Annotated in this window: 18 protein-coding genes and 3 pseudogenes; 10 read left to right on the top strand and 11 right to left on the bottom strand. The window is 75.1% G+C overall.

The annotated features are described in order from the left end of the window. Positions 1-209 precede the first annotated feature (209 nt). Positions 210-1257, top strand: a pseudogene (locus tag D9753_RS02820) (MGDG synthase family glycosyltransferase). 68 nt (positions 1258-1325) lie between these two features. Here D9753_RS02820 and D9753_RS02825 read toward each other — a convergent pair. Genes D9753_RS02825 through D9753_RS02835 form a run of 3 tightly spaced genes read right to left on the bottom strand, consistent with a single transcriptional unit; the run spans position 1326 to position 3926 of the window. After that, positions 1326-2099 (bottom strand): polysaccharide deacetylase family protein, encoded by a 774-nt coding sequence (locus D9753_RS02825; RefSeq protein WP_121785565.1) that lies wholly within the window; start codon positions 2097-2099, stop codon positions 1326-1328. 39 nt (positions 2100-2138) lie between these two features. Beyond that, entirely contained in the window at positions 2139-3065 is a 927-nt protein-coding gene (locus D9753_RS02830) for a DMT family transporter (protein ID WP_121785566.1), read from the bottom strand. A 6-nt stretch (positions 3066-3071) separates the two neighbouring features. Continuing rightward, complete coding sequence (locus D9753_RS02835) at positions 3072-3926, bottom strand: SDR family NAD(P)-dependent oxidoreductase (protein ID WP_121785567.1); 855 nt, start codon at positions 3924-3926, stop codon at positions 3072-3074. A gap of 294 nt (positions 3927-4220) precedes the next feature. Here D9753_RS02835 and D9753_RS36320 point away from each other — a divergent pair, with 294 nt between their 5' ends. The 4 genes from D9753_RS36320 (at position 4221) to D9753_RS02850 (ending at position 6408) form a co-directional block, all read left to right on the top strand. Continuing rightward, on the top strand, positions 4221-4388 hold the full coding sequence (locus D9753_RS36320) for a hypothetical protein (protein ID WP_163010603.1): 168 nt from the start codon (positions 4221-4223) through the stop codon (positions 4386-4388). Positions 4389-4493: 105 nt separating this feature from the next. Beyond that, positions 4494-5555, top strand: a complete 1062-nt coding sequence (locus tag D9753_RS02840; RefSeq protein ID WP_121785568.1) for an iron-containing redox enzyme family protein — start codon at positions 4494-4496, stop codon at positions 5553-5555. 45 nt (positions 5556-5600) lie between these two features. Beyond that, entirely contained in the window at positions 5601-6230 is a 630-nt protein-coding gene (locus tag D9753_RS02845; RefSeq protein ID WP_121785569.1) for a HemK2/MTQ2 family protein methyltransferase, read from the top strand. Then, on the top strand, positions 6211-6408 hold the full coding sequence (locus tag D9753_RS02850; RefSeq protein ID WP_121785570.1) for a CDGSH iron-sulfur domain-containing protein: 198 nt from the start codon (positions 6211-6213) through the stop codon (positions 6406-6408). The genes D9753_RS02845 and D9753_RS02850 overlap by 20 nt, the downstream gene beginning before the upstream one ends. A gap of 205 nt (positions 6409-6613) precedes the next feature. Here the strand turns inward: D9753_RS02850 and D9753_RS02855 are convergent, their stop codons facing one another. Further along, the gene (locus tag D9753_RS02855; RefSeq protein ID WP_121785571.1) at positions 6614-7048 is read right to left on the bottom strand and encodes a protease inhibitor; all 435 of its coding nucleotides are present in this window, start codon (positions 7046-7048) and stop codon (positions 6614-6616) included. Between the two features lie 465 nt (positions 7049-7513). Here D9753_RS02855 and D9753_RS02860 point away from each other — a divergent pair, with 465 nt between their 5' ends. Beyond that, the gene (locus D9753_RS02860; RefSeq protein WP_240468013.1) at positions 7514-8635 is read left to right on the top strand and encodes a lactate 2-monooxygenase; all 1122 of its coding nucleotides are present in this window, start codon (positions 7514-7516) and stop codon (positions 8633-8635) included. A gap of 118 nt (positions 8636-8753) precedes the next feature. Here D9753_RS02860 and D9753_RS37520 read toward each other — a convergent pair whose 3' ends face one another. The 3 genes from D9753_RS37520 to D9753_RS02880 form a co-directional block, all read right to left on the bottom strand. Then, on the bottom strand, positions 8754-10532 hold the full coding sequence (locus D9753_RS37520) for an RICIN domain-containing protein (protein ID WP_240468014.1): 1779 nt from the start codon (positions 10530-10532) through the stop codon (positions 8754-8756). 319 nt (positions 10533-10851) lie between these two features. After that, positions 10852-11229 (bottom strand): toxin Doc, encoded by a 378-nt coding sequence (locus tag D9753_RS02875; protein ID WP_121785572.1) that lies wholly within the window; start codon positions 11227-11229, stop codon positions 10852-10854. 3 nt (positions 11230-11232) lie between these two features. Continuing rightward, entirely contained in the window at positions 11233-11472 is a 240-nt protein-coding gene (locus D9753_RS02880; RefSeq protein WP_121785573.1) for a hypothetical protein, read from the bottom strand. A gap of 159 nt (positions 11473-11631) precedes the next feature. Here D9753_RS02880 and D9753_RS02885 point away from each other — a divergent pair, with 159 nt between their 5' ends. Next, a complete protein-coding gene (locus tag D9753_RS02885; RefSeq protein WP_121785574.1) occupies positions 11632-12150 on the top strand; it encodes a methylated-DNA--[protein]-cysteine S-methyltransferase in 519 nt (172 codons plus the stop codon). Between the two features lie 42 nt (positions 12151-12192). Here the strand turns inward: D9753_RS02885 and D9753_RS39200 are convergent, their stop codons facing one another. Next, positions 12193-13380 (bottom strand): invasin domain 3-containing protein, encoded by a 1188-nt coding sequence (locus D9753_RS39200; protein WP_394346679.1) that lies wholly within the window; start codon positions 13378-13380, stop codon positions 12193-12195. Between D9753_RS39200 and D9753_RS39205 the strand changes: the two are divergent. Then, positions 13371-13442: pseudogene (locus tag D9753_RS39205) on the top strand (hypothetical protein); the annotation flags it as partial. The gene D9753_RS39200 and the pseudogene D9753_RS39205 overlap by 10 nt on opposite strands. A 201-nt stretch (positions 13443-13643) precedes the next feature. On the opposite strand, the pseudogene D9753_RS39210 reads toward D9753_RS39205, so the two are convergent. Both D9753_RS39210 and D9753_RS39215 read right to left on the bottom strand, forming a co-directional pair. After that, positions 13644-14648 (bottom strand): annotated as a pseudogene (locus D9753_RS39210) (glycoside hydrolase family 2 TIM barrel-domain containing protein); the annotation flags it as partial. Next, positions 14570-14953: a hypothetical protein gene (locus D9753_RS39215; protein ID WP_394346680.1), complete on the bottom strand. Its 384-nt coding sequence runs from the start codon at positions 14951-14953 to the stop codon at positions 14570-14572. The pseudogene D9753_RS39210 and the gene D9753_RS39215, both read right to left, overlap by 79 nt. Positions 14954-15228: 275 nt before the next feature. Here D9753_RS39215 and D9753_RS02895 point away from each other — a divergent pair, with 275 nt between their 5' ends. Then, positions 15229-17610, top strand: a complete 2382-nt coding sequence (locus tag D9753_RS02895) for a SpoIIE family protein phosphatase (RefSeq protein WP_121785575.1) — start codon at positions 15229-15231, stop codon at positions 17608-17610. Between the two features lie 78 nt (positions 17611-17688). Here the strand turns inward: D9753_RS02895 and D9753_RS02900 are convergent, their stop codons facing one another. After that, the gene (locus D9753_RS02900; RefSeq protein ID WP_121785576.1) at positions 17689-18237 is read right to left on the bottom strand and encodes an RNA polymerase sigma factor; all 549 of its coding nucleotides are present in this window, start codon (positions 18235-18237) and stop codon (positions 17689-17691) included. A gap of 47 nt (positions 18238-18284) precedes the next feature. Here D9753_RS02900 and D9753_RS02905 point away from each other — a divergent pair, with 47 nt between their 5' ends. Continuing rightward, entirely contained in the window at positions 18285-19679 is a 1395-nt protein-coding gene (locus D9753_RS02905; RefSeq protein ID WP_121785577.1) for a serine/threonine-protein kinase, read from the top strand. The last annotated feature ends 142 nt before the right edge of the window (positions 19680-19821 follow it).

Raw genomic sequence — 19821 nt, forward strand, 5'->3', positions numbered from 1 at the left:
CGCCCACACGTCTCCCTGTGCCGATTCATCCACCCCGGCCCGCACCGGGCAACTCGCGGCCGGGTCACGCACCGCCGCACGGCGCCACGGCGACACGGCCGGGACGTCCGCCGTTTCCGCACCGCGCCACCGGAGAATCGGAAGCCGTGCGGACCACGGACCATCATGCGCCGGGCGCCCGGCGGCGGACGCTGATCGTGAGCGCGAGCATGGGCGCCGGCCACGACACCGTGGCCGCCGAACTCGCGCGGCGGACCACCGCGGCCGGGCACGAGGCGTACGTCGTGGACGTCCTGCGGCTGCTGCCGTACGGGCTCGGCACGGGCCTGCGCCGCGGCTACCAGGCGTCGGTACGGCACCTGCCCTGGGTGTACGCCGGTCTCTACGGCGCGTTCCTGCGCGAGGGGCCCGGCCGGCGGCCGAGCGGGGGTCCCGCTGGCGCGGCTGGCCGGGGACCGGCTGACGGACCTCGCGGACCGCACGGGCGCCGACGTGGTGGTGTCCGTGTTCCATCTGGCCGCGCAGCTCACCGGCCATCTGCGGGCCCGGGGCCGGCTGCGGGTGCCCAGCGCCGTCTTCCTGCTGGACTTCGCGGTGCACCGGCAGTGGCTGCATCCGGGCAACGACCGGTACCTGTGTCTGACGGACGCGGCGGCGGCCGACGTGCGCCGCTCCCTCGCCGTACCCGTGATCACCACCGGGCCGGTGGTCGCGCCGGCCTTCCGCGCGCCGGCCCCCGGGGCGGCGTGCTGGCGGGAGCGTTCCGCCGGCCGTGCGCCCGGCCGGCCACCGGTGCTGCTGTCCGCGGGTGCCTGGGGCGCGGCGTCCCACCCCGCCGCGACCACCACGCTGCTGGCGGCGGCCGGCTACCTCCCGGTGGTGCTGTGCGGCCGCAACGACCGGCTCCGCGCCCGGGTCTCCCGCGAGCCCGCGGCGCTGGCCCTGGACTGGGTCGACGACATGCCCGGCCTGCTGGCCGCGTCCCACGCCCTGGTGGACAACGCCGCCGGCCAGACCGCCGTGCAGGCCCTCGCCGCGGGGCTGCCCGTGATCGGCTACCGCCCCCTGCCCGGCCACGGCGCGGACGGGGTGCGCCGCATGGCCGGCCTCGGCCTGTCCGACCTCGCCCCGGACGGCCCCGCCCTGCTGGCGGCCCTCGCCCGGCTCACTGACGACGCCCGCGAACGCGCCGAACGGGTGACCCGCGGCCACGCCCTCTTCCGACACGACCCCCTGGACCACCTGACCGACCTGTGACCCCGGGCCGCCCCGCACGGGAGCCGGGACCGCCCCGCACGACAGGGCGGGCCCCGCCACGTGCCCGGTCACGTCGTGAGGGTGCCGGACGGTGCTGTCGGCCGGGGCGGGGGTGGGATGTGTTCGTGGAGGGGGCCGACCGAGAGGCCCGCTTCGTGACAGTCCTGGACGAGGGCCGGCAGCGCGCCCAGGGCCGCGTGCCAGCAGCCGGGGGCCGAGTGCCGGTCGGAGTCGTGCAACAGGACGGTGCCGCCGCCGCGCAGGTCCGCGGCGATCCGGGCCCGCACGGACGCCGGCGTGGCGTCGGCCGTCCAGTCCCTGCCCCACGCCGACCACAGCACCGTGCGCAGCCCGGCCCGCCGGGCGGCCCGCCAGCGGCTCGTGGTGAGGATGCCGTACGGGGGGCGGTACCAGCGCGGGCGGCACCCGGTGATGTCGTACACCGCGCGGACGCTCCGGTCGAGTTCCTCCGCGGTGCGGGTGAGCGCGGGGCGCCACGGGCGGTCGTGGGTCCAGCCGTGCACCCCGAGTTCGTGTCCGCGCCGTACCGTCTCCCGGGCCAGCGCGGGATGGTCCACCACATGCTCGCCGAGGACGAAGAACGTCGCCCGGATCCCGAGCCCGTCCAGCGCGTCGAGGAAACGCGGGGTCGAGTCCGGGTCCGGTCCGTCGTCGAACGTGAGCGCGACGTGCCGGCGGTGTCCGGTGCCGGAGAGCCCGGGGAAGAGCGGCAGTCGTACGCCGGGGAGCCACGTGGCCGCCGGGCCGATGTGCGCCGCGACGGCACCGGCGGGCAGCAGGACCGCCGCCGCCCGCCACGCGCGGCCGGACCCGAGGAACATCGGTGACCGCCTCCTTCGGCGTGGCGGGTCGGTAGCGGGTCAGTGTCCGCGTGGCGCGGGCGCCCGGGGCCCGTCCCGTTCCGGCGGGCGGTCCGGCGCTGCCGTGTCCCACTGCCCGCCGACGCTCTGGGCGTGTGCCAGGCCGATGCTGCCCGCGCCGATCAGGGCGATGCCGAGCGCCTCCGGGATCAGGTTCAGGCCCAGGTGGATCGTCTCGGCGAACAGGACCCAGCCCAGGACCACGCTGGTGAGCGCGTCGCCGAGGGTGAGGGCCGGCTGCGAGGCCGTCAGCGAACCGGCGCCGAGCGCACCCTGCAACAGCAGGAAGGCGACGAGTCCGGCGACCCCTGTGGCGTACAGCGACCAGTGCCCGAACATCGCCGCGGGTCCGTCCCCGAGCCGCCCCACGGCCTCCTTGAGCAGCGCGGCGGTGGCCGCGAAGGACACGGCGGAGGCGAGGCCGAGCAGCGCCGCCCGGGACGCGCCCTTCGCCGGGAGGGCGGCGACGGCGAGCAGGGCGACGGCACCGAGCACCCCGCCCCCGCCCAGCAGCCAGGCCCGGGGCGGCGCGTCGGTCCGGCCGGCCGTCGGCGCCGCCGCGAGCAGGAACAGGGCCAGCCCCACGGCGAGCGCGGCGAACGCCAGCCAGGTCCGGCCGTCCGGCCGGCGCCGGAAGACGACACTGCCCACAGCCAGTGTGAACAGCAGCTCGGCGGCGAGCAGCGGCTGGACGAGGGACAGGCTGCCGACGGCCAGCGCACCGGCCTGGAGCAGGCCGGACAGTGCCAGCAGTGCGACGCCCGCCAGCCAGGAGCGGCGCCGCAGCACACGGGTGAACCGGCGTACGACGGACCCCGCCCCGCCGCCGTCGTCCGGCTCCTGCACGGCGGCCCGGCGCTGAAGCACCGATGCGGACGCGTTGGACAGGGCCGCGAGCAGGGCGAGCAGCACCGTGACGGCGGTCATGGCCGTTCACCCGAAGCGGCCGGCGAGCCGCCGGTAGAGTCCGGGCGCGGCGCCGCGTACCCGGGCGGGCAGCCGCAGCCAGCCGGGGACGTACACCTCGTCCCGGTCGTGGACGATGGCGGACCACACCGCGTCCGCCAAGCGTTCGGCGGGTACCGGCCGCGGCCACGACCGCGCGTACGGGGTGCCCCGCCGGTCGAAGAACGGCGTGTCGACCACGCCGGGGATGACGTGGCTGACGCCCACCCCGGTGCCGCGCAGCTCGTAGCGCAGGGCGTCGGCGAAGGTGGCGAGGGCGGCCTTCGCCGCGGAGTAGACGGCCTCGCCGCGTACGCCCACGCTGCCGGCGAAGGAGCCGACGAGGACGACGCGTCCCGAGCCGGCCGCGACCATGTGGGGCAGCAGGGCGCGTACGAGGTGGACGGTGGCCAGCAGGTCGACGCCGACGATCTCGTCGATGCGCGCGGCGGGCATGCCGGCGAAGTCCCCGGCCCAGCCCACGCCGGCGCCCGCCACCAGCAGGTCGACGCGGCCGAGGTGGTCCAGGGCGAGGTCGGTGAGCCGACGGTGGGCGCCGGGCCGGGTCAGATCGGCGGGCAGGGCCGCCGCACCGGTCCGGGCGGCCACCTGCTCCAGTCGGGTGATGTCACGCCCGTTCAGCGCGAGGCGCCAGCCTCCCTCGGCGGCCAGCCGGCGGGCCACGGCGGCACCGATGCCCGAGGAGGCGCCCGTCACCAGGGCGGTACCGCCACGGCCGGCCGGGGAGCGCGCGGGACGCGGGGCGGAGCCCGTCTCTGCGGCGAGGTCCCGCACCGGCAGAGCGGGGTCCGACGGTCCTGCGGGGGGCGGGGCGTGGGACATGGTGACGACCTCACTGCGACGGTGTGCACGGGCGCGCGGGCTCCGGTACCGAGTCCTCGCGGTGTATCCAGGGCGCCACACCCTGAAACACCGCGCACGGCGGAGTCCCGCGCGCCGGGCATCCGTGACTTCCCGAGGGCGCTCGTCCAGGGCTTCCTGATCACCGACGACCGACACGGCACCGCACCCTGTCCCGCGCGAGCACCGGCCCCCGCCCCGCCCCGGCGTGACGCTTGAGACGGCGTCGGCGGGTAACTCGCAGGGGAGATCGGCAGGACGGCGGAAGGAGACACGATGTCCGGCGGCGACAACCGCGAGGAGAAGCCCGAGACGGCGGTGGAGGAGGTGCTCCGCGAGGTCGAGGAGGCCGAGAAGCGCCAGGGGGACGAGGGTGCCTCGGGCGAGGCCGGGGACGCCATCACCCCGAACACCGGGGCGCAGGAGCAGGCGCACGGCGAGTAGCGCGGCCGGGCGGGGCGGCCTGCCCGGCCCGTGGTCGTGCTTGGCCGCCGGGAGGGCTGCCCGGCCCGTGGTCGTGCTTCACGGTGGGCCGGGTACCCGTGTCCCATGAACCAGCACCTGCGAGGACCCCAGCTTCCCCCGCCCCGGGGCCCCCTCTCCGCCGCGGTCGGTGCGTACCTGCGCGGCACGGGCCCCCTCCCCCGCCCTGAGAACGCCTCGGCGGCGGACCCGTACGACGACGACCCGCAGCTCGCCCTGTACCTCTGTTACGAGCTGCACTACCGCGGTTTCGCCGGCGTCCCCCCGGAAGCCGAGTGGGACCCGGACCTGCTGCGGGTCCGCGCGGCGCTGGAGCAGCGCTTCCTGTCCGCGCTGCGTGCCGACACGCCCGCCCACGACAGCCTGGACGATGCGCTGGGCGCGCTGCTGGTCGAGCCGGCCGAGGGCACCGGGGTCAGCCACTTCCTGTGCGACGAGGGCGAGCTGTGGCAGGTGCGCGAGTACGCGGCCCAGCGCTCCCTGTACCACCTGAAGGAGGCCGACCCGCACGCCTGGGTGCTGCCGCGGCTGTGGGGCCGGGCGAAGGCGGGGATGGCCGCCGTGGAGTTCGACGAGTTCGGCGGCGGCCGGGCCGACCGGGTGCACGCGCGCCTGTTCGCCGACCTGATGACGGACCTCGGCCTGGACACCGCGTACGGCCGCTATCTGGACGCGGCCCCCGCCGAGATGCTGGCCGTGGTCAACCTGATGTCCCTGTTCGGTCTGCACCGCCGGCTGCGCGGCGCGCTGGTGGGCCACTTCGCCGAGGTGGAGATCACCTCCTCGCCCGCCTCCCGCCGGCTCGCGGACGCGATGCGCCGCACCGGTGCCGGCCCGGCCGCCGAGTTCTTCTACGACGAGCACGTGGAGGCGGACGCGGTGCACGAGCAGGTCGTCCGGCAGGAGGTCATCGGGGGTCTGCTGGAGGAGGAGCCGGAGCTGGCGCCGGACGTGACCTTCGGCATCGACGCGACCGAGTTCCTGGAGGACCGGCTGGGCCGGCGGCTGCTCGCCGACTGGCGGGCGGGGCGGTCGTCCCTGCGTACCCCCCTGGACGAGAACCCGCGACCGTCCGAGGAACAGGACCGGCGGGCACCCCTGGAACAGGAGATGTCTCATACATCCTGATCCTCTGGGTACCCGGGCGGTGTGATCGCTTTGGTACTTCCGGGTGTGTACGCCCCGCAGGACGACACGGAGCTGTTGGCCGAGGTGCTCCGCGAGGAGAATCCCCCGCCCGGCGCCCAGGTACTGGACGTGGGCACCGGCAGCGGTGCGCTGGCTCTGGAGGCGGCCCGGCGGGGCGCCCGGGTGACCGCGGTGGACGTGTCCCGGCGGGCGGTGTGGACGGCACGGCTCAACGCCTGGCGGACGCGGCTGCCGGTGCACATCCGGCGCGGCAACCTCTTCACGCCGGTCCGCGGCCGGACGTACGACGTCATCCTGGCCAACCCGCCCTACGTGCCGGCGCCCGACGCCGGGTCCGGGCCGCGCGGGCGGGCCCGGGCCTGGGACGCGGGGCTCGACGGGCGGCTGCTGCTGGACCGGATCTGCCGGGACGCGCCGCCGCTGCTGCGCCCCGGCGGGGTGCTGCTGCTGGTGCACTCCGCGCTGAGCGGTCCGGAACGGACCCTGGAGCTGCTGCGGGCGGCGGGCCTGAAGGCCACGGTCGTCCGGCGCCGCTGGATCGCCTTCGGTCCGGTGCTGCGCTCCCGGGAGGAATGGCTGCGCCGGCGCGGGTTGCTCGCGCCGGCCGAAGACAGGGAAGAGCTGGTGGTCATCCGTGCCGAACGACCCTGCTGACGAAGCCCGCAGGATCACCATGCGGCGGCGCGGGCCGCTGTTGGTGGAGGGGCCTGTGGAGATCGAGCTGGAGGACGGGACCACGGTCTCCTCGGACCGCTTCCGCGTCGCTCTGTGTACCTGCCGGCGCAGTCGCCGCTACCCGTGGTGCGACACGAGTCACCGGCGCAAGGCCTGAGCCTCGGGTTGAAACCGGTAATTTTTCGCCGCTCCCCGGACGGCCCCCCACGGGCCGGCCGGGGAGCGGCTGTGTGCCCGGTGCAGGCGGGCGGCCCCACTCCGCCCGCCTGCCCCGGTACGAGATCGCGGGTTCCCCGCTCCAGAGGCCGCACTCCCCAGTTGCGAACCTGATCCGGCGTCCACGGGGACTCACGATCCCGGTCTCAGAAGGCGAAGAGGCTGCCGCCGACGGCGTCCTTCACGCACATGTTGCCGAAGGTCCGCTCGTACGCGACGCGCTTGCCCTGCCAGACGCCCTGGACGGTCACGACCACCGGGTCGTAGACCTTGGTGCACATGACGTCGTCCGCCGGCTTCAGGGCATCGAAGTCACCGCCGACGCCCCGCAGCTCGGCGCAGGCCTGGGCCGCGGCCGGGTGGGTGCCCGACGCCGAGGGGGCGCAGTTCAGGGTGACGGCGCGCTCCGGAGTGGCCGTGGCCGCGTCGTTGCCGTGGCCCGTGGTGAGCACCAGGGCCGAGGGGGCGTAGAGCGACGACGGGGCGGCGCCCGGTGCAGCGACGGCGGCCCCGGTCAGGGGTCCGCAGACGGCGGCGGCCGTGAGGCCGAGGGCCGCTGCCCAGCGCGCGGTGTTCCGCATTGTGTGCATCCTTCCGCTGAGATGACAGGGAGCCGGCTCCGGTTCCGGTCGGGTACCGGAGCGGCGAGCGCCACTCTGCCGAGTCCGCCAGCGAAATACACATCGCACCCATGGGTTTCAGTAACCTTTCGTGTTGAATCAGTGGCGCGAAGTCACGGAATCCGACCGGCATGCCCCCGGAACTGAGCGGTTCCCCGGCTGCGGAAGCGGTCAGATGGCCGAAAAACAGCCGTTCGTTAATCGTCCTGAAACATTCCGGCCCGGCCCTCCGCGCGCCTCTTCATGACTCCTCGTGTTCATGTAGTGATCACCAGGAGCCGCTGCCTCCGCCATTCCGCGCCGCCGGCACCCGCGCGGCACCGACTTACCGGTCGGTATGGTCGGGTGCGGCAGGCGGCCGACGGCGCGGGAGGGACGATGGCGAAGCACTGGGCGGACTTCCAGTACGAGATATAGCTGAACGGGATGACCGGCGTGGTGTCCCGGCTTCCCACCGACCTCACCCGGTTGGAGGACCTGGCCGAACACCGGCTCGATCCGGGCCCGGTGGGCTATGTGGCGGGCAGCGCGGGGGACGGCGGCACGGCCCGCGCCAACCGGGCGGGCCTCGACCGGCGCCGCATCGTGCCGCGCATGCTGCGGGACGTGCACGAGCGGGACCTGACCACCGAGGTGCTGGGGCGGACCCTGCCCGCGCCGCTCGCCCTGGCGCCCGTCGGGGTGCTGTCGATCATGCATCCGGACGCCGAGACCGCGGCCGCCCGGGCCGCCGCCGCGCAGGGCGTGCCGTACGTCCTGTCGTCGGCGTCCAGCACGCCGCTGGAACAGGTGGCGGAGGCGATGGGGGACGCCGAGCGGTGGTTCCAGTTGTACTGGGGCCGGGACCGCGAGGTGACCCGGAGTTTCCTCGACCGGGCCAGGACGGCCGGGTTCTCGGTGCTGGTCGTCACGCTGGACACGCCGCTGCTGGCATGGCGCCCCCGCGATCTGGACCAGGCGTACCTGCCGTTCCTGCACGGCGTGGGCACCGCCAACTACTTCACCGACCCTGCGTTCCTGGCGGGGCTGGCCAAGCCGGTGCACGAGGACCCGAACGCGGCGGTGCTGCACTTCCTCGGCCTGTTCGGGGACCCCGGCCACACCTGGCCGGACCTGGCCTTCCTGCGCGAGCACTGGGCAGGGCCGATCATCCTGAAGGGCGTCCTGCACCCGGACGACGCACGGCTGGCCGCGGACGCCGGAACGGACGGTGTGGTGGTCTCCAACCACGGCGGCCGGCAGGTGGCCGGCTCGGTCGCCGCGGCCGACGCGCTGCCCCGGGTCGTGGACGCGGTCGGCGACCGGCTGGCGGTGCTGTTCGACAGCGGGGTGCGTACCGGAGCCGACGTCTTCAAGGCGCTCGCCCTGGGCGCGCGGGCGGTGCTCCTGGGGCGTCCGTACGTCTACGGGCTGGGCCTGGACGGCCAGGCGGGTGTGGAGCACGTCATCCGCTGCGTGCTGGCGGGGTTCGACCTCACCCTCGCCCTCTGCGGACACGCCGGCCCGGCGACGGTGACGACGGCCGACCTGACCGAAGCCCCCGCCTGAGACACCGGTGCCGCGCTCCGGGGAGCTGCGTCGCCGAGGCGGGCGCCGGGTGCGTCGCTGGGCGCGGCGTGGTGCCGGTGGCCGGGCGGGCGGGCCGGGGTAGCGGCGTGAGCGGCGGCTACGCGGGGTTCGCCGTCGGCGTGTCGGTCCGCCAGCGCTGGCCGGCGGAGCCGTCCCGGACCTTGACGACGAGATCGGCGCCGGGCCGGTCGCCGGCCGCGACGAGGGCGAGCGTCCGGTCCCAGCGGGGCAGCAACTCGCCCCGGGCGGTGCGGTCGTAGCGCACGTCGCCGCCCCGCCGCGAGCCGCCGCCGGCGCAGCTCCCGAGGATCACCACTCCGGCGTCGGCGTGGGAGTCCAGGCACAGGCCCGGTCCCGCCGCGCTGCGCAGCAGCCCGTCGGAGTCGTACGTCCACCGCTGCGTGGCCGCGCCGGAGCAGACGGCGAGGACGGCGCTCGCCCCCGTTTCGGGCCTGCCCCTGATGTCCAGGCACCGGCCGGTTCCGTCGCGCAAGCGGGCCGGACGGCCGGCGGCGGACGGGCCCGAGCTGCCGGGGGTGGTGGCGGAGGCCGACGGGGACGGGACGTCGGGGGCCGCGCTGGTGGAGGCGACGGGACCCGTGCCCTCGTCGCCGTCCGGCCACAGGGTGATCGCCAGGACCGTCGCGAGCAGCCCGGCCGAGGCCGCACCGACTCCGATCAGCAGCGCCCTGGACGACCAGGCGTGCGCCGCGGACGCACGCCGCGAGGCCCCGCCATCTCCGGCCGACCGAGCACCCGGGCGGTGTCCGGCCCGGATCGCCCGGCTCGACCCGCCACCGGCCAGGCCGGGTCCGCCACCGCCGGCGCGAAGCCACTGACTCGGCCCATCAGGCAGGCTGGGTCCGCCGTCATCGGCGGGGAGCGCGGGGTCGGGTTCACCGGACCGCCCGGGGCCGTCGTCCTCGGCGGTGCGGCGGCGTCCGGCGGGTGTGGTGGTCCGGGGCAGGAACCCCGGGCGTCCGCCGCCGCGCCGGCGCCCGCCCGAGCGTCGGGTGCCGTCACGGGGGCCGGCGGCGTCCTGGCGGCGGCCGGGGCGCGTGTCGAGGTAGCGGCGGGCGCCCCAGCCGAGCACGGCCTCGGCGAGCAGCACGCCCAGGGCCGCGTCGGCCTGGCCCAGTTGTCCGGCCGCGTGCCGGCAGTGGGCGCAGCCGGCCAGGTGTTCCTGGACGTCGGGCAGCAGCGCGCCGCCCCGGCGGATCGGGATGTCGAGCAGGCGGTTGTGGTGACGGCACTCGTCGTCGGGCGCGAGTTCCCGGTGGGCGCGCACGAGACCTTCCCGGAACCTCTCCCGCGCCCCTTCCAGGGCGGCCGTCGCGTTCTCGGTGTCCAGGCCGAGCAGCCCCGCGGGCACGCGCACCGGCTCGGCCTCGACCTCGGTGTGCCACAACAGGGTCTGTTCGAGCCGGGGAAGGCCGTGGAACGACAGGTCGGAAAGGACGCGGTTCTCCGGTGTCAGCGCCGGAGCGGCGCGCATACCGCGGCCACCGGCGGGTCGGGTGAGGCCGGACAGTACGGCGGTGATCCGGTCGGTGCCGGACCAGTTGACGACGGTGTCCCGGACAGCCACCAGCAGGCGTGGCCGCAGCGCCTCGGCGGGCTCGCCGAGTGCCAGCCGGCCGAGGACCTGGTGGAAGGCGGTGGCGGTGACCATGTGGGCCAACGGCCCGGGGGCCGCCAGGCAGATGACCGCGTACTCCTGGGCGGGCTGCCAGTGCCGGGCCATCAGGAGGGCGGCGGACCGGGCGGCCTCCGCGTCGGAGCCGGCCCGCAGTGGGCCGGCGAGCGACTCGTCGGACTCCCCGGGACCGCCGCCGGGCGGCGGACAGGCAGGCCGAGGGGGGTGGGGGGTGTGCACGGAGCGGATTCCTTCGGTGCGTGGTGCGTCGGTGCGTGGCTTGCGCGCTCACGGGCGCGGAAGGAGCGGGAGATGCACCGCGCTCCGAACCCTTGCACAACTGCCACAGGGGCAACAAGGCGCGCGTACGACATCGACGGGTGTCCGGGAAGGCCGGAAACAAGCCGTCGGCGACGTGCGGGAGCGCCCGGCGGATTCCTGGTGCGGGCACTCCGTGCGAGGAGCGCGCGCACCGGCTCCCCGCAGCCGCACGCCGGCTGCCCGGGGCGGGACCGGGCGGCCCTGGCACGGACCGGGCGGTCGTGGTGGGCGGCGGAGGTCAGATCTGCCAGGAGCGCAGGCGGTCGGCGGCGCCGTACACGTCGGTCTTGCCGGAGATCAGGTCGCGGGCGAGGTCGACGAGGGCGCCGTAGGGCGGGTCGATGCCGACGCCGCTGACGAACATGTAGGCCACGGCGGTGGCGCAGGCGAAGCGGGCGTTGGCCGCGGGCAGCGGCTTGAGCACGGCGAGGGTGTGCAGCAGCGCGGCGGCGCGCCAGGCGGCGTCGGAGTCCACGCCGAGGCGGGGCGGGTCCACCCGGTGCCGGGCGACGGCGGCGACCAGCGCGGAGAAGTCGTCCACGGCGGGCTGGTCGGGCAGGACCTCCTCGTGTCGCTGGAGCAGCCAGGGGACGTCGACATGGATGAGGGAGGGCATCGGTCAGGCGGCCTCGCCCCGGACGGGGAGTTCGTCCTCCGGGAAGGCGGCCGCGAACTCCTCGGCGTGGCCGGCGAAGAAGCGGCGGAAGGCCTCCGCGCCCTCCCGCAGCGCCCGGTGGCGGGCGATGTCGGCGGCGGCGGCCTCGCGCACGAGGGCCTTCATCGACGTACCGCGCTCCTTGGCGATCTGCCGCAGGTCCTCGAGTTCCCGTTCGCTGAACTCCACGTTGAGAGCTGGCATGCCCTCACGGTACCGCCCGGGTACTCACGCGTAAATATCCGCAGGTGGAAGCCCCTGTGCCGAGGTACCGGCGGGGTCGAGAGCCATGTCCGATTCCCGCCGGTCGCACGGCGCGCGGTACGACAGACTGGGCAGCAGGCAACGACCCGGAGGAGTCCCATGACCACGCACACCGCCCGCCCGGTCCACACCGTCCACCCGAGCCCCGTGGGCGACCTGCTGCTGACGGGGACGGTCACACCGGCCGGCCTCACCCTCACCTCCCTCTCCCTGCCGGGGCAGCGCGGCGCCCCGGTCGTCCGTCCGGAGGACCGGGACGACCGGCCGTTCGCCGAGGCGCTGCGCCAGCTCGACGCGTACTTCGCAGGCCGGCTGACCCGCTTCGACCTGTCCTTCTCCCCCGTCGGCAACGCGTTCCGGCACGCGGTGTGGCAGGCCCTGGACGAGGTCCCGTACGGCAGGACGACCACGTACGGCGAGCTGACCGCCCGCCTCGGTCTGTCCCGTGCCGAGGTCCGCTCGGTGGGCCAGGCCCTCGGCGCCAACCCGCTGCTGCTGGTCCGTCCCTGTCACCGGGTGATCGGCGCGGACGGTTCGCTGCGCGGTTACGCGGGCGGGCTGGAGAAGAAGCGGTGGCTGCTGACGCACGAGGGCGCGCTCCAGCCGACGCTGCTGTGACCGGCCGGGGCGTTCGGGCCCGCGGAGTCGGCGTCGCGCCGGTCAGCAGTCGAGGCGGCTGATCCGCACGGCTCCCTCCGGCCGGCCCGGGTGGGCGCTGGTGAGCGTCAGCCGCAGCCGTGAGCCGCGTACCGCGTCGAAGGTGATGACCGTCGGGCTGTCGGACCCGGTGGCCCACCGGGTCCGCGCGCCGGTCACCGGCAGGTAGGCGTGGCCGTCCCACACCGCCACCTCCGCCCGCGCGGGCAGCGTGTGGGCGGCGTCGGTCGTGAAGGAGACCGCGAGGTGGTCGAAGGTCCGGCGGCGGCCGAAGTCGACCGAGACCCAGTCCTCGGCGCGGGCACCGCCGAACGCGGGCAGCAGCGCGGTGGCCGGCTTGGTGAAGGCGTTGGACCAGCCGGTTGCCGGGTCGCCGTCCAGCATCGCGGCGGGCAGGGTGTCCCGGCGTCCGGAGTAGCCGGCATCCGCCCGGGGGTGGTCCGGGGGCGCCGGGTGGTCGGGCCGGAAGGGGGCGGGCGCGGTGGTGACCGCCCGGCGGGCCGGGGTCGTGTGCAGCCGTGCCGTGTCCGGGCGCAGGCCGTCCACGCGGGCGGTGACCTTCAGTGTGCCGGGCTCCGTGCCGGAGCGGACGATGGCGAGCGCCTTGCCGTGGAAGGCGGTGCGGGTACTGGCCTGGTAGCGCTCGGCGCTCTCCTGGCGGCCGTTGTCGACGCCGGCCAGCCGGCCGCCGGTGACGTCGAAGGAGATGAGGTGCAGCGCGCCGGGCACGGTCACGCCGTGCGCGTCGACGATGTCGGCGGTGACGAAGGCGAGCGAGCGGCCGTCGGCGGCGAGTGAGTCGCGGTCGGCGGTGAGGCGTACGGCGTGCGGGGAGCCGGCGGTGCGCAGCACGTCGGTGGCGACGGCCTCGCCGTTCTGCCGGGCCACCGCCCTCAGTTCACCGGGCCGGTAGGGCACGTGCCACGTCAGGTGCAGTTTGCCCGCGCTGCCGTTGGGGCTGGTGTAGCTGCCCGGGTAGGGGCCGTCGGTGAATGTCCGGTCGTCGCCGGTGGCCTCGGTGGTCTCCAGGTAGGCGCGGCCGTCGGTGGTCTTCTTGGCGTCGAACTCCCGGTTCCAGGTCATCGGCAGCAGGTGGACCATGGGCTCGTCCGTCCACTGGCTGCGGAACAGGTGGTACATGTCCTTGGGGAAGCCGGCCGTGTCGACCGCGCCGAAGAAGGATGCCTTCACCGGGAAGACGTCACGAGGAGGGGGACACCGTCGAGGTCTGGGCGTACGCCAACGTGCCCTCCGTCGAACTGTTCCTGAACGGACAGTCCCTCGGCGTACTCGCCGCTCATCGTCCAGGAGGCGAGGTTGTTGTCATAGGAGGAGGTCTCCCGCCTGCCGGGGTTGTAGTTCAGCCCGAGGCCGTCGAGCTTGGCGAGCATGCGGTCGGCCGGGGAGCCCGGGGCGGGCACGGCGCGGTACTTGTCCGAGCCGATGACGACCGGGCGGGTGTCGTCGGCGGCCCTGACCGCGCCGATGATCCGGTCCGCCATGGCGAGCCCCGCGGTGGAGGTGGAGTCGGGGATCTCGTTGCCGATGGACCAGAGCACCACGGCCGGCGAGTTGCGGGCGGCCCGGACCATCTCGGTGGCGTCCGTCTCGCACCACTCGTCGAAGAACCGGCCGTAGTCGTACGTCGTCTTTCCCGTGCGCCAGCAGTCGAAGGCCTCCACCATCATCACGATGCCCAGCTCCTCGCAGACCTGGATCAACTGCGGTGCGGGCGGGTTGTGCGAGGTGCGCAGGGCGTTGACGCCCATCGACTTCATGATCCGTAGCTGTCGGCGGACGGCGTCGATGCTGACGGCCGCGCCGAGGGCGCCCTGGTCGTGGTGGAGGTCGACGCCCTTGATCTTGGTGTACGTGCCGTTGAGGGAGAAGCCCTCGTCGGGGTCGAAGCGGAAGCTGCGGATGCCGAAGGGCGTGCGGAAGGTGTCGACGGTACGGCCGGCGACGCGCAGCTCGGTGTGGAGCGTGTAGCGGTGCCCGGGCGTCGCGAAGTCCCACAGCAGGGGCTCGGGGACGGTCAGTTCGTGGGTCTCGGTGGCCTCGTCGGCGACGGTGGGCGTGGTGGCGGTGCGGGCGGCCGTGCGCCCGTCGGGGCCGGTGATCCGGGAGATCACCTGCACGGGGGTGGCGGTGCCGGAGTCGTTGTGGACGGTGGTGCGCACCCGGACCAGCGCCCGGTCGGCGGTGATCTCCGGCGTGGTGACACGGGTGCCCCAGCGGGCCACGTGCACCGGCTCGGTGATCACCAGGCGGGCCTCGCGGTAGATGCCGCTGCCGGAGTACCAGCGGCTGCTCGGCAACTGGTTGCGCACCCTGACCGCCAGCACGTCGGGCGTGGTGCCGTCGGTGTGCACCAGGTCGGTCAGGTCGAGCGCGAACCCGGTGTAGCCGTAGGGGTGGCGGCCGGCCTCGGTGCCGTTGCAGTAGACGTGCGCGTCCATGTAGACGCCGTCGAACTCCACGGGGGGGTCTGTTCGATGCTCCAGTCGTGCGGGACGGCGACCTCGCGCCAGTCCGTGTCGTCGTAGCCGGGCTCGGCGGCCCGCACCCGGGCGCCGTCCGGGTCGGTGCCGCCGTCCAGGGAGGCCTGCGCGAAGCGCCAGCCGTCCCGCAGCGGCACGGTCCGGCGTCCCCCTGCGCCGGACGCGCCGGCGGCGAGGGCGGCCGGGGCCGCGGAGATGCTCAGCAGCGATCCGGCCGCGGGCGCTGCCGTGGCGGCCAGAACCGATCTGCGCGTGACCGTCATGGGCGGCTCTCCCTCATCAGGTCCCAGAAGTACTCACAACTGATCGCGAACAAACAGATTCTGACGGCCGGCCACGCACGATCGTCAAGGGCGCGGCACCCCGCGACCGCCTCCGGCGGCATTTCGGCCGGAAATCCTCCTTGACCACACCCCACCACGTTCGGCCGGTCGGCCAGGTGGGCGCGACCGGCGTCCACGGGCGCGCCGGAAGCACTACGCTGGAGCACAAGTGATGCCACCTGTTCACTGTGAGTGTGCGCTTGGGAGCGGCGACGATGAGCCGGGTCTATCCGTTCGACGACGCGGCGACGGCCCGGGCTGTCATCGATGACGACGGAACACTGGTGGAGTGGAACGAGGGCGCTCGGCGTCTGCTCGGCCACCCCGCCGGCGCCGTCGTGGGCCGCCCCGCGGCCCGGCTGCTGGCCGCCCCCGGCCCCCGGGCGGCGCCCACGGGCCCGCGCTGGGAGGGCACCGTCGGACTGCGCCACCGGGACGGCCGTACCGTCTCGGTGTGGCTGCTCGCCCACCGCCGCCCGCCGGAGGACGGCCGGCCGGGCGACTGGCTCGTGGTCACCCCGCTCACCGGCCCGGAACCGCCCGCCGCGGACGACCCGCTCGTCGAGGCGGCCCTGATCCAGGCGCCGTGCCCCGTCGCCCTGTACGACGACGCACTGCGGCTGCGCCTCATGAACGCGGCGATGGCCGACATCATCGGGCTGCCCGAGGAACGGGTACGGGGACTCCGGCTCCCGGAGATCGGGGGCAAGCCGCAGAGCGACGAGCTGGAACAGGGCATGCTCCAGGTGCTCACCTCGGGCAGCCGGCTGGACGTGCGGACCTTCCTGCGCACCGGCGGCGAGGACCGCGCGCACGCCTGGCTCGCCCGCATGGCACCGGTACGGGACGCCGGGGGCCGGGTGCGGGGCGTGTGCCTGGCCGCGCACGACGTCACCGACAACCAGCGGGCCCGGCAGCGGCTCCAGCTCGTCAACGAGGCGAGTGTGCGCATCGGGACCACCCTCGACGTCACCCGCACGGCGCAGGAACTGGCGGACATGTGCGTGCCCGCGCTCGCCGACTTCGTCACCATCGACCTGCTGGACCTGCGCGAGCACGGCAGCGAGCCGTCGGCCCGCATCACCGCGCCGGTCCTCCTGCGCCGCACCGCCCACCAGTCGGTGCTGGCGGGCGTGCCGGAGGCGGTGATCGAGCCCGGGCAGGCGGACGCCTACCCGGACTTCTCCCCGCAGGCCGACGCGCTGACCGCCGGCCGCACGATCACCACCTCGGTGGCCACCGGTGACCTGGACCGGTGGCACTCCTGGCACCGGGCGCGCGGCGAGCGGGTGCACGCGTTCGGCATCCACTCCTCGATGTCGGTACCGGTCCAGGCCCGCGGGCTGACCCTCGGGGTGGCGGTGCTCACCCGGCACCGGCGGCCGGACGCGTTCACCCCGGACGATGTGCTGCTGGCCGAGGAGATCACCGCCCGGGCCGCCGTCTGCATCGACAACGCCCGCCGCTACTCGCGGGAGCGGGAGACCGCGCTCGCCCTCCAGCGCAGCCTGCTGCCCCGTTCGCTGCCGCGCACCGCCGCGCTGGACGCCTCCTCCCGCTATCTGCCGGCCGCGCGGGCCGGAGTGGGCGGGGACTGGTTCGACGTGATCCCGCTCTCCGGGCTGCGGGTCGCGATGGTCGTCGGGGACGTCGTCGGGCACGGCATCCAGGCGTCGGCCACGATGGGCCGGCTGCGCACCGCCGTCCGCACCCTGGCCGACATCGACCTGGCCCCGGACGAGCTGCTCACGCACCTGGACGACCTGGTGCTGCGGCTGTCGGAGGAGTCCGGCGTCGAGGGCAGCACGGGCGAGGTCGGCGCGACCTGCCTGTACGCCGTCTACGACCCGGTGTCCCGCCGCTGCACGCTGGCCCGCGCCGGGCATCCGCCGCCCGTGCTGCTCAGGCCCGGCGGCCGGCCCGCGCTGCTCGACCTGCCCGCCGGCCCCCCGCTGGGCCTGGGCGGGCTGCCCTTCGAGTCCGCCGAGGTGGAACTGCCCGAGGGCACCGTCCTCGCGCTGTACACGGACGGCCTGGTGCAGTCCCGGGAGCGGGACGTGGACGCCAGCCGTGAGCTGCTGCTGGAAGCGCTCGGACAGGACGCGGACCCGCTGGAGGGAACCTGCGACCGTGTCCTGCACGCCCTGCTGCCGGCCGGCGGCGCCGCCGACGACGTGGCGCTGCTCCTCGCCCGCACCCGGGGCCTGCCCGCCTCGCAGGTGGCGACCTGGGACATCCCCGCCGACCCGGCGCTGGTCGCGCCGGTCCGCAAGCAGGTCGTGGAGCAGTTGGCCGCCTGGTCGCTGAGCGAGGCGTCGTTCACGGCCGAACTGGTGGTCAGCGAGCTGGTCACCAACGCCATCCGGTACGGCTCCCACCCGATCCGGCTGCGGCTCATCCACGACGCGACCACGCTGATCTGCGAGGTCTCCGACACCAGTCACACCGCCCCGCACCTGCGCCGGGCCAAGATCCTCGACGAGGGCGGCCGGGGTCTGATGCTGGTCGCCCAGCTCACCCAGCGCTGGGGCAGCCGGCACACCACGGACGGCAAGACCATCTGGGCGGAACTGCCCCTGTTCGAGGTGGACCGGTAGGGTCTTCGTTCGGATCAGGCCGGATCAGGGAAGCGGGTCCCGCGAGCCCGGCCTGATCCGAACGAGAGGCCCTGGCGTTCAGGACGCCGACAGCCAGGGCCGTACGTGCTTGCGGGCCTCGTGCAGCCGGGACTTCAGGGTGCCGAGCGGGATGCCGACGCGCTCGGCGGCCTCGGCGTACTCGAGCTGGCAGATGTCCCGGTAGACCAGCGGCGCGACCAGATGCGGGTGCTCGCGTTCCAGGCGGTCCAGGGCCTCCAGCAGGTCGACGCGGGAACCGGCGATGACGCTGGTCGTGCGCGGGTCGACGACGTGCGCGGGTTCGATCGCGGCGGGCTGTTCGACGGCCCGCCGCTTCAGCTCGCGGTACTTCTGCCGGCAGCAGTTGGCGACCACCGTGTACAGCCAGGTGCCGAAGCGGCTGCGGCCCTCGAACGCGGAGATGTGCCGGGCCACCTGGAGCAGCACGTCCTGGGCGGCCTCCTCGGCGTCCTCCCGGCAGGGCAGGAAGCGCGCGCAGCGGCGCACCACCTCGGGCCGGATCTCCGTCAGCAGCCGGTCCAGGGCCGCTTCGTCGCCGGCGGCGGCGCGCCGGGCGGACTCCTCCATCGGCGCCTGGTCCTGCACGAAGGCCTCCCCCTGGAAGTCGATCTCAGGGCAGGCATGATAGTCGCATGCACCCCCTGGAGCGGATCGGCCGTCACCGCCTCGAACGGCCGCTGGGCAGTGGCGCTTTCGCCACGGTGTGGCTCGCCCACGACCCGGAGCTGCACGCCCCGGTGGCGGTGAAGGTCCTCGCCGAGAACTGGGCGCACCGGCTCGACATCAGGGAGCGTTTCCTGTCCGAGGCGCGGCTGCTGCGGCAGGCCGGCTCCAGCCGGGTGGTGCAGGTCTACGACATCGGTGAACTCCCCGACGGCAGGCCGTACTTCGTGATGGAGTACGCCGACGGCGGCACCCTCGCCGACCTGCTGGCGGGCGGTGCGCTGCCGGTGCGGGACGCGCTGGCGCTGACGGCGGAGGCCGCGCGCGGTGCCGCCGCGCTGCACGAGGCGGGCATCGTGCACCGCGACATCAAGCCGACCAACGTGCTGCTGCACACCGCCCCGGACGGCACCCGGCGGGTACTGCTGGCCGACCTGGGGCTCGCCAAGAGCCTCGCGCAGGCCTCCGTGCTGACCCTGGCCGCGGGCTCGGCGGGTTACCAGCCGCCGGAACAGGCCGAGCCCGGCGAGGGCATCGACGAGCGGGCCGACGTCTACAGCCTCGGCGCGGTCGGCTACGAACTGCTCACCGGGACCGTGCCGGGCCCCCCGGGGAAGGTCGTGCCGCCGGGCCGGTCGCGGCCGGAGCTGGGTGCGGACGTGGCACGGGCGGTGCTGCGGGCGCTGGAGCCGGACCGGACCCGGCGCTGGCCGGGCGCCCTGGCCTTCGCCGACGAGCTGGACCGGCTGGCGGCCGGCCCGCCGGCGCGGCCCGCGCGGCGCCTGGACCGGGTCCGCGGCCGGCTCGGCGCGCTGACCCTGGCCCTGGCGGCGGCCCTCGCCGCCACGGCCGCCGCGGTCACGGTGACCGCGGTCCTCCACCACCGTGGCGGCCCGGCGGACGACGAGGTGCGCGTCGCGGACGTCACCGGCCGGGTGACCCTGCGGGTGCCCGCCGGCTGGGGCCGCGAACTGCGCGACTCCGGCTGGGATCCGCACACGCTCGGGCTGACGGCCGGACATGAGCCGGGGCTGGTGGTGGCCGACGACCTGGCCCGCTGGCCCGACCTCAGGGACGCCGTGGACGGGGTCTTCGTCGGGGTCAGCGCGCACGGCGACGTCACCGCCGGGGTGCGGGCGCTGACGCACTCCGGCTGCCGCTACACCGGCGCCCGCGCGTTCACCGGCGGCGCGTGGCACGGCGTGGTCCGGGTCTGGAGCGGCTGCCCGGACGGCGGTTCGGTCACCGAGTCCGCGCTGGTCCCGGCGGGCGGCTCCGCTCGGCCGCAGGTGTACGTTCAGGTGCGCCAGCACGGGGCGGGTGACGCGACGGACGGCATACTGCGTTCCCTGCGGGTGGCCTGAAAGCACCGGCCACGGTCAAGACGGGGAAAAGATGCCGGTGTGCCCCGAACTTTTCCGGCGACCCGTGCATCGGAGTGTGAAGACGGCGCACCCGGCGCCGACGGCGCGTCCCGCGCGTGCCGGGACGATCCTGGAGTGGTGA

The organism is Streptomyces dangxiongensis, from assembly GCF_003675325.1.
In the GTDB taxonomy this organism is placed as follows: Bacteria; Actinomycetota; Actinomycetes; order Streptomycetales; family Streptomycetaceae; genus Streptomyces; species Streptomyces dangxiongensis.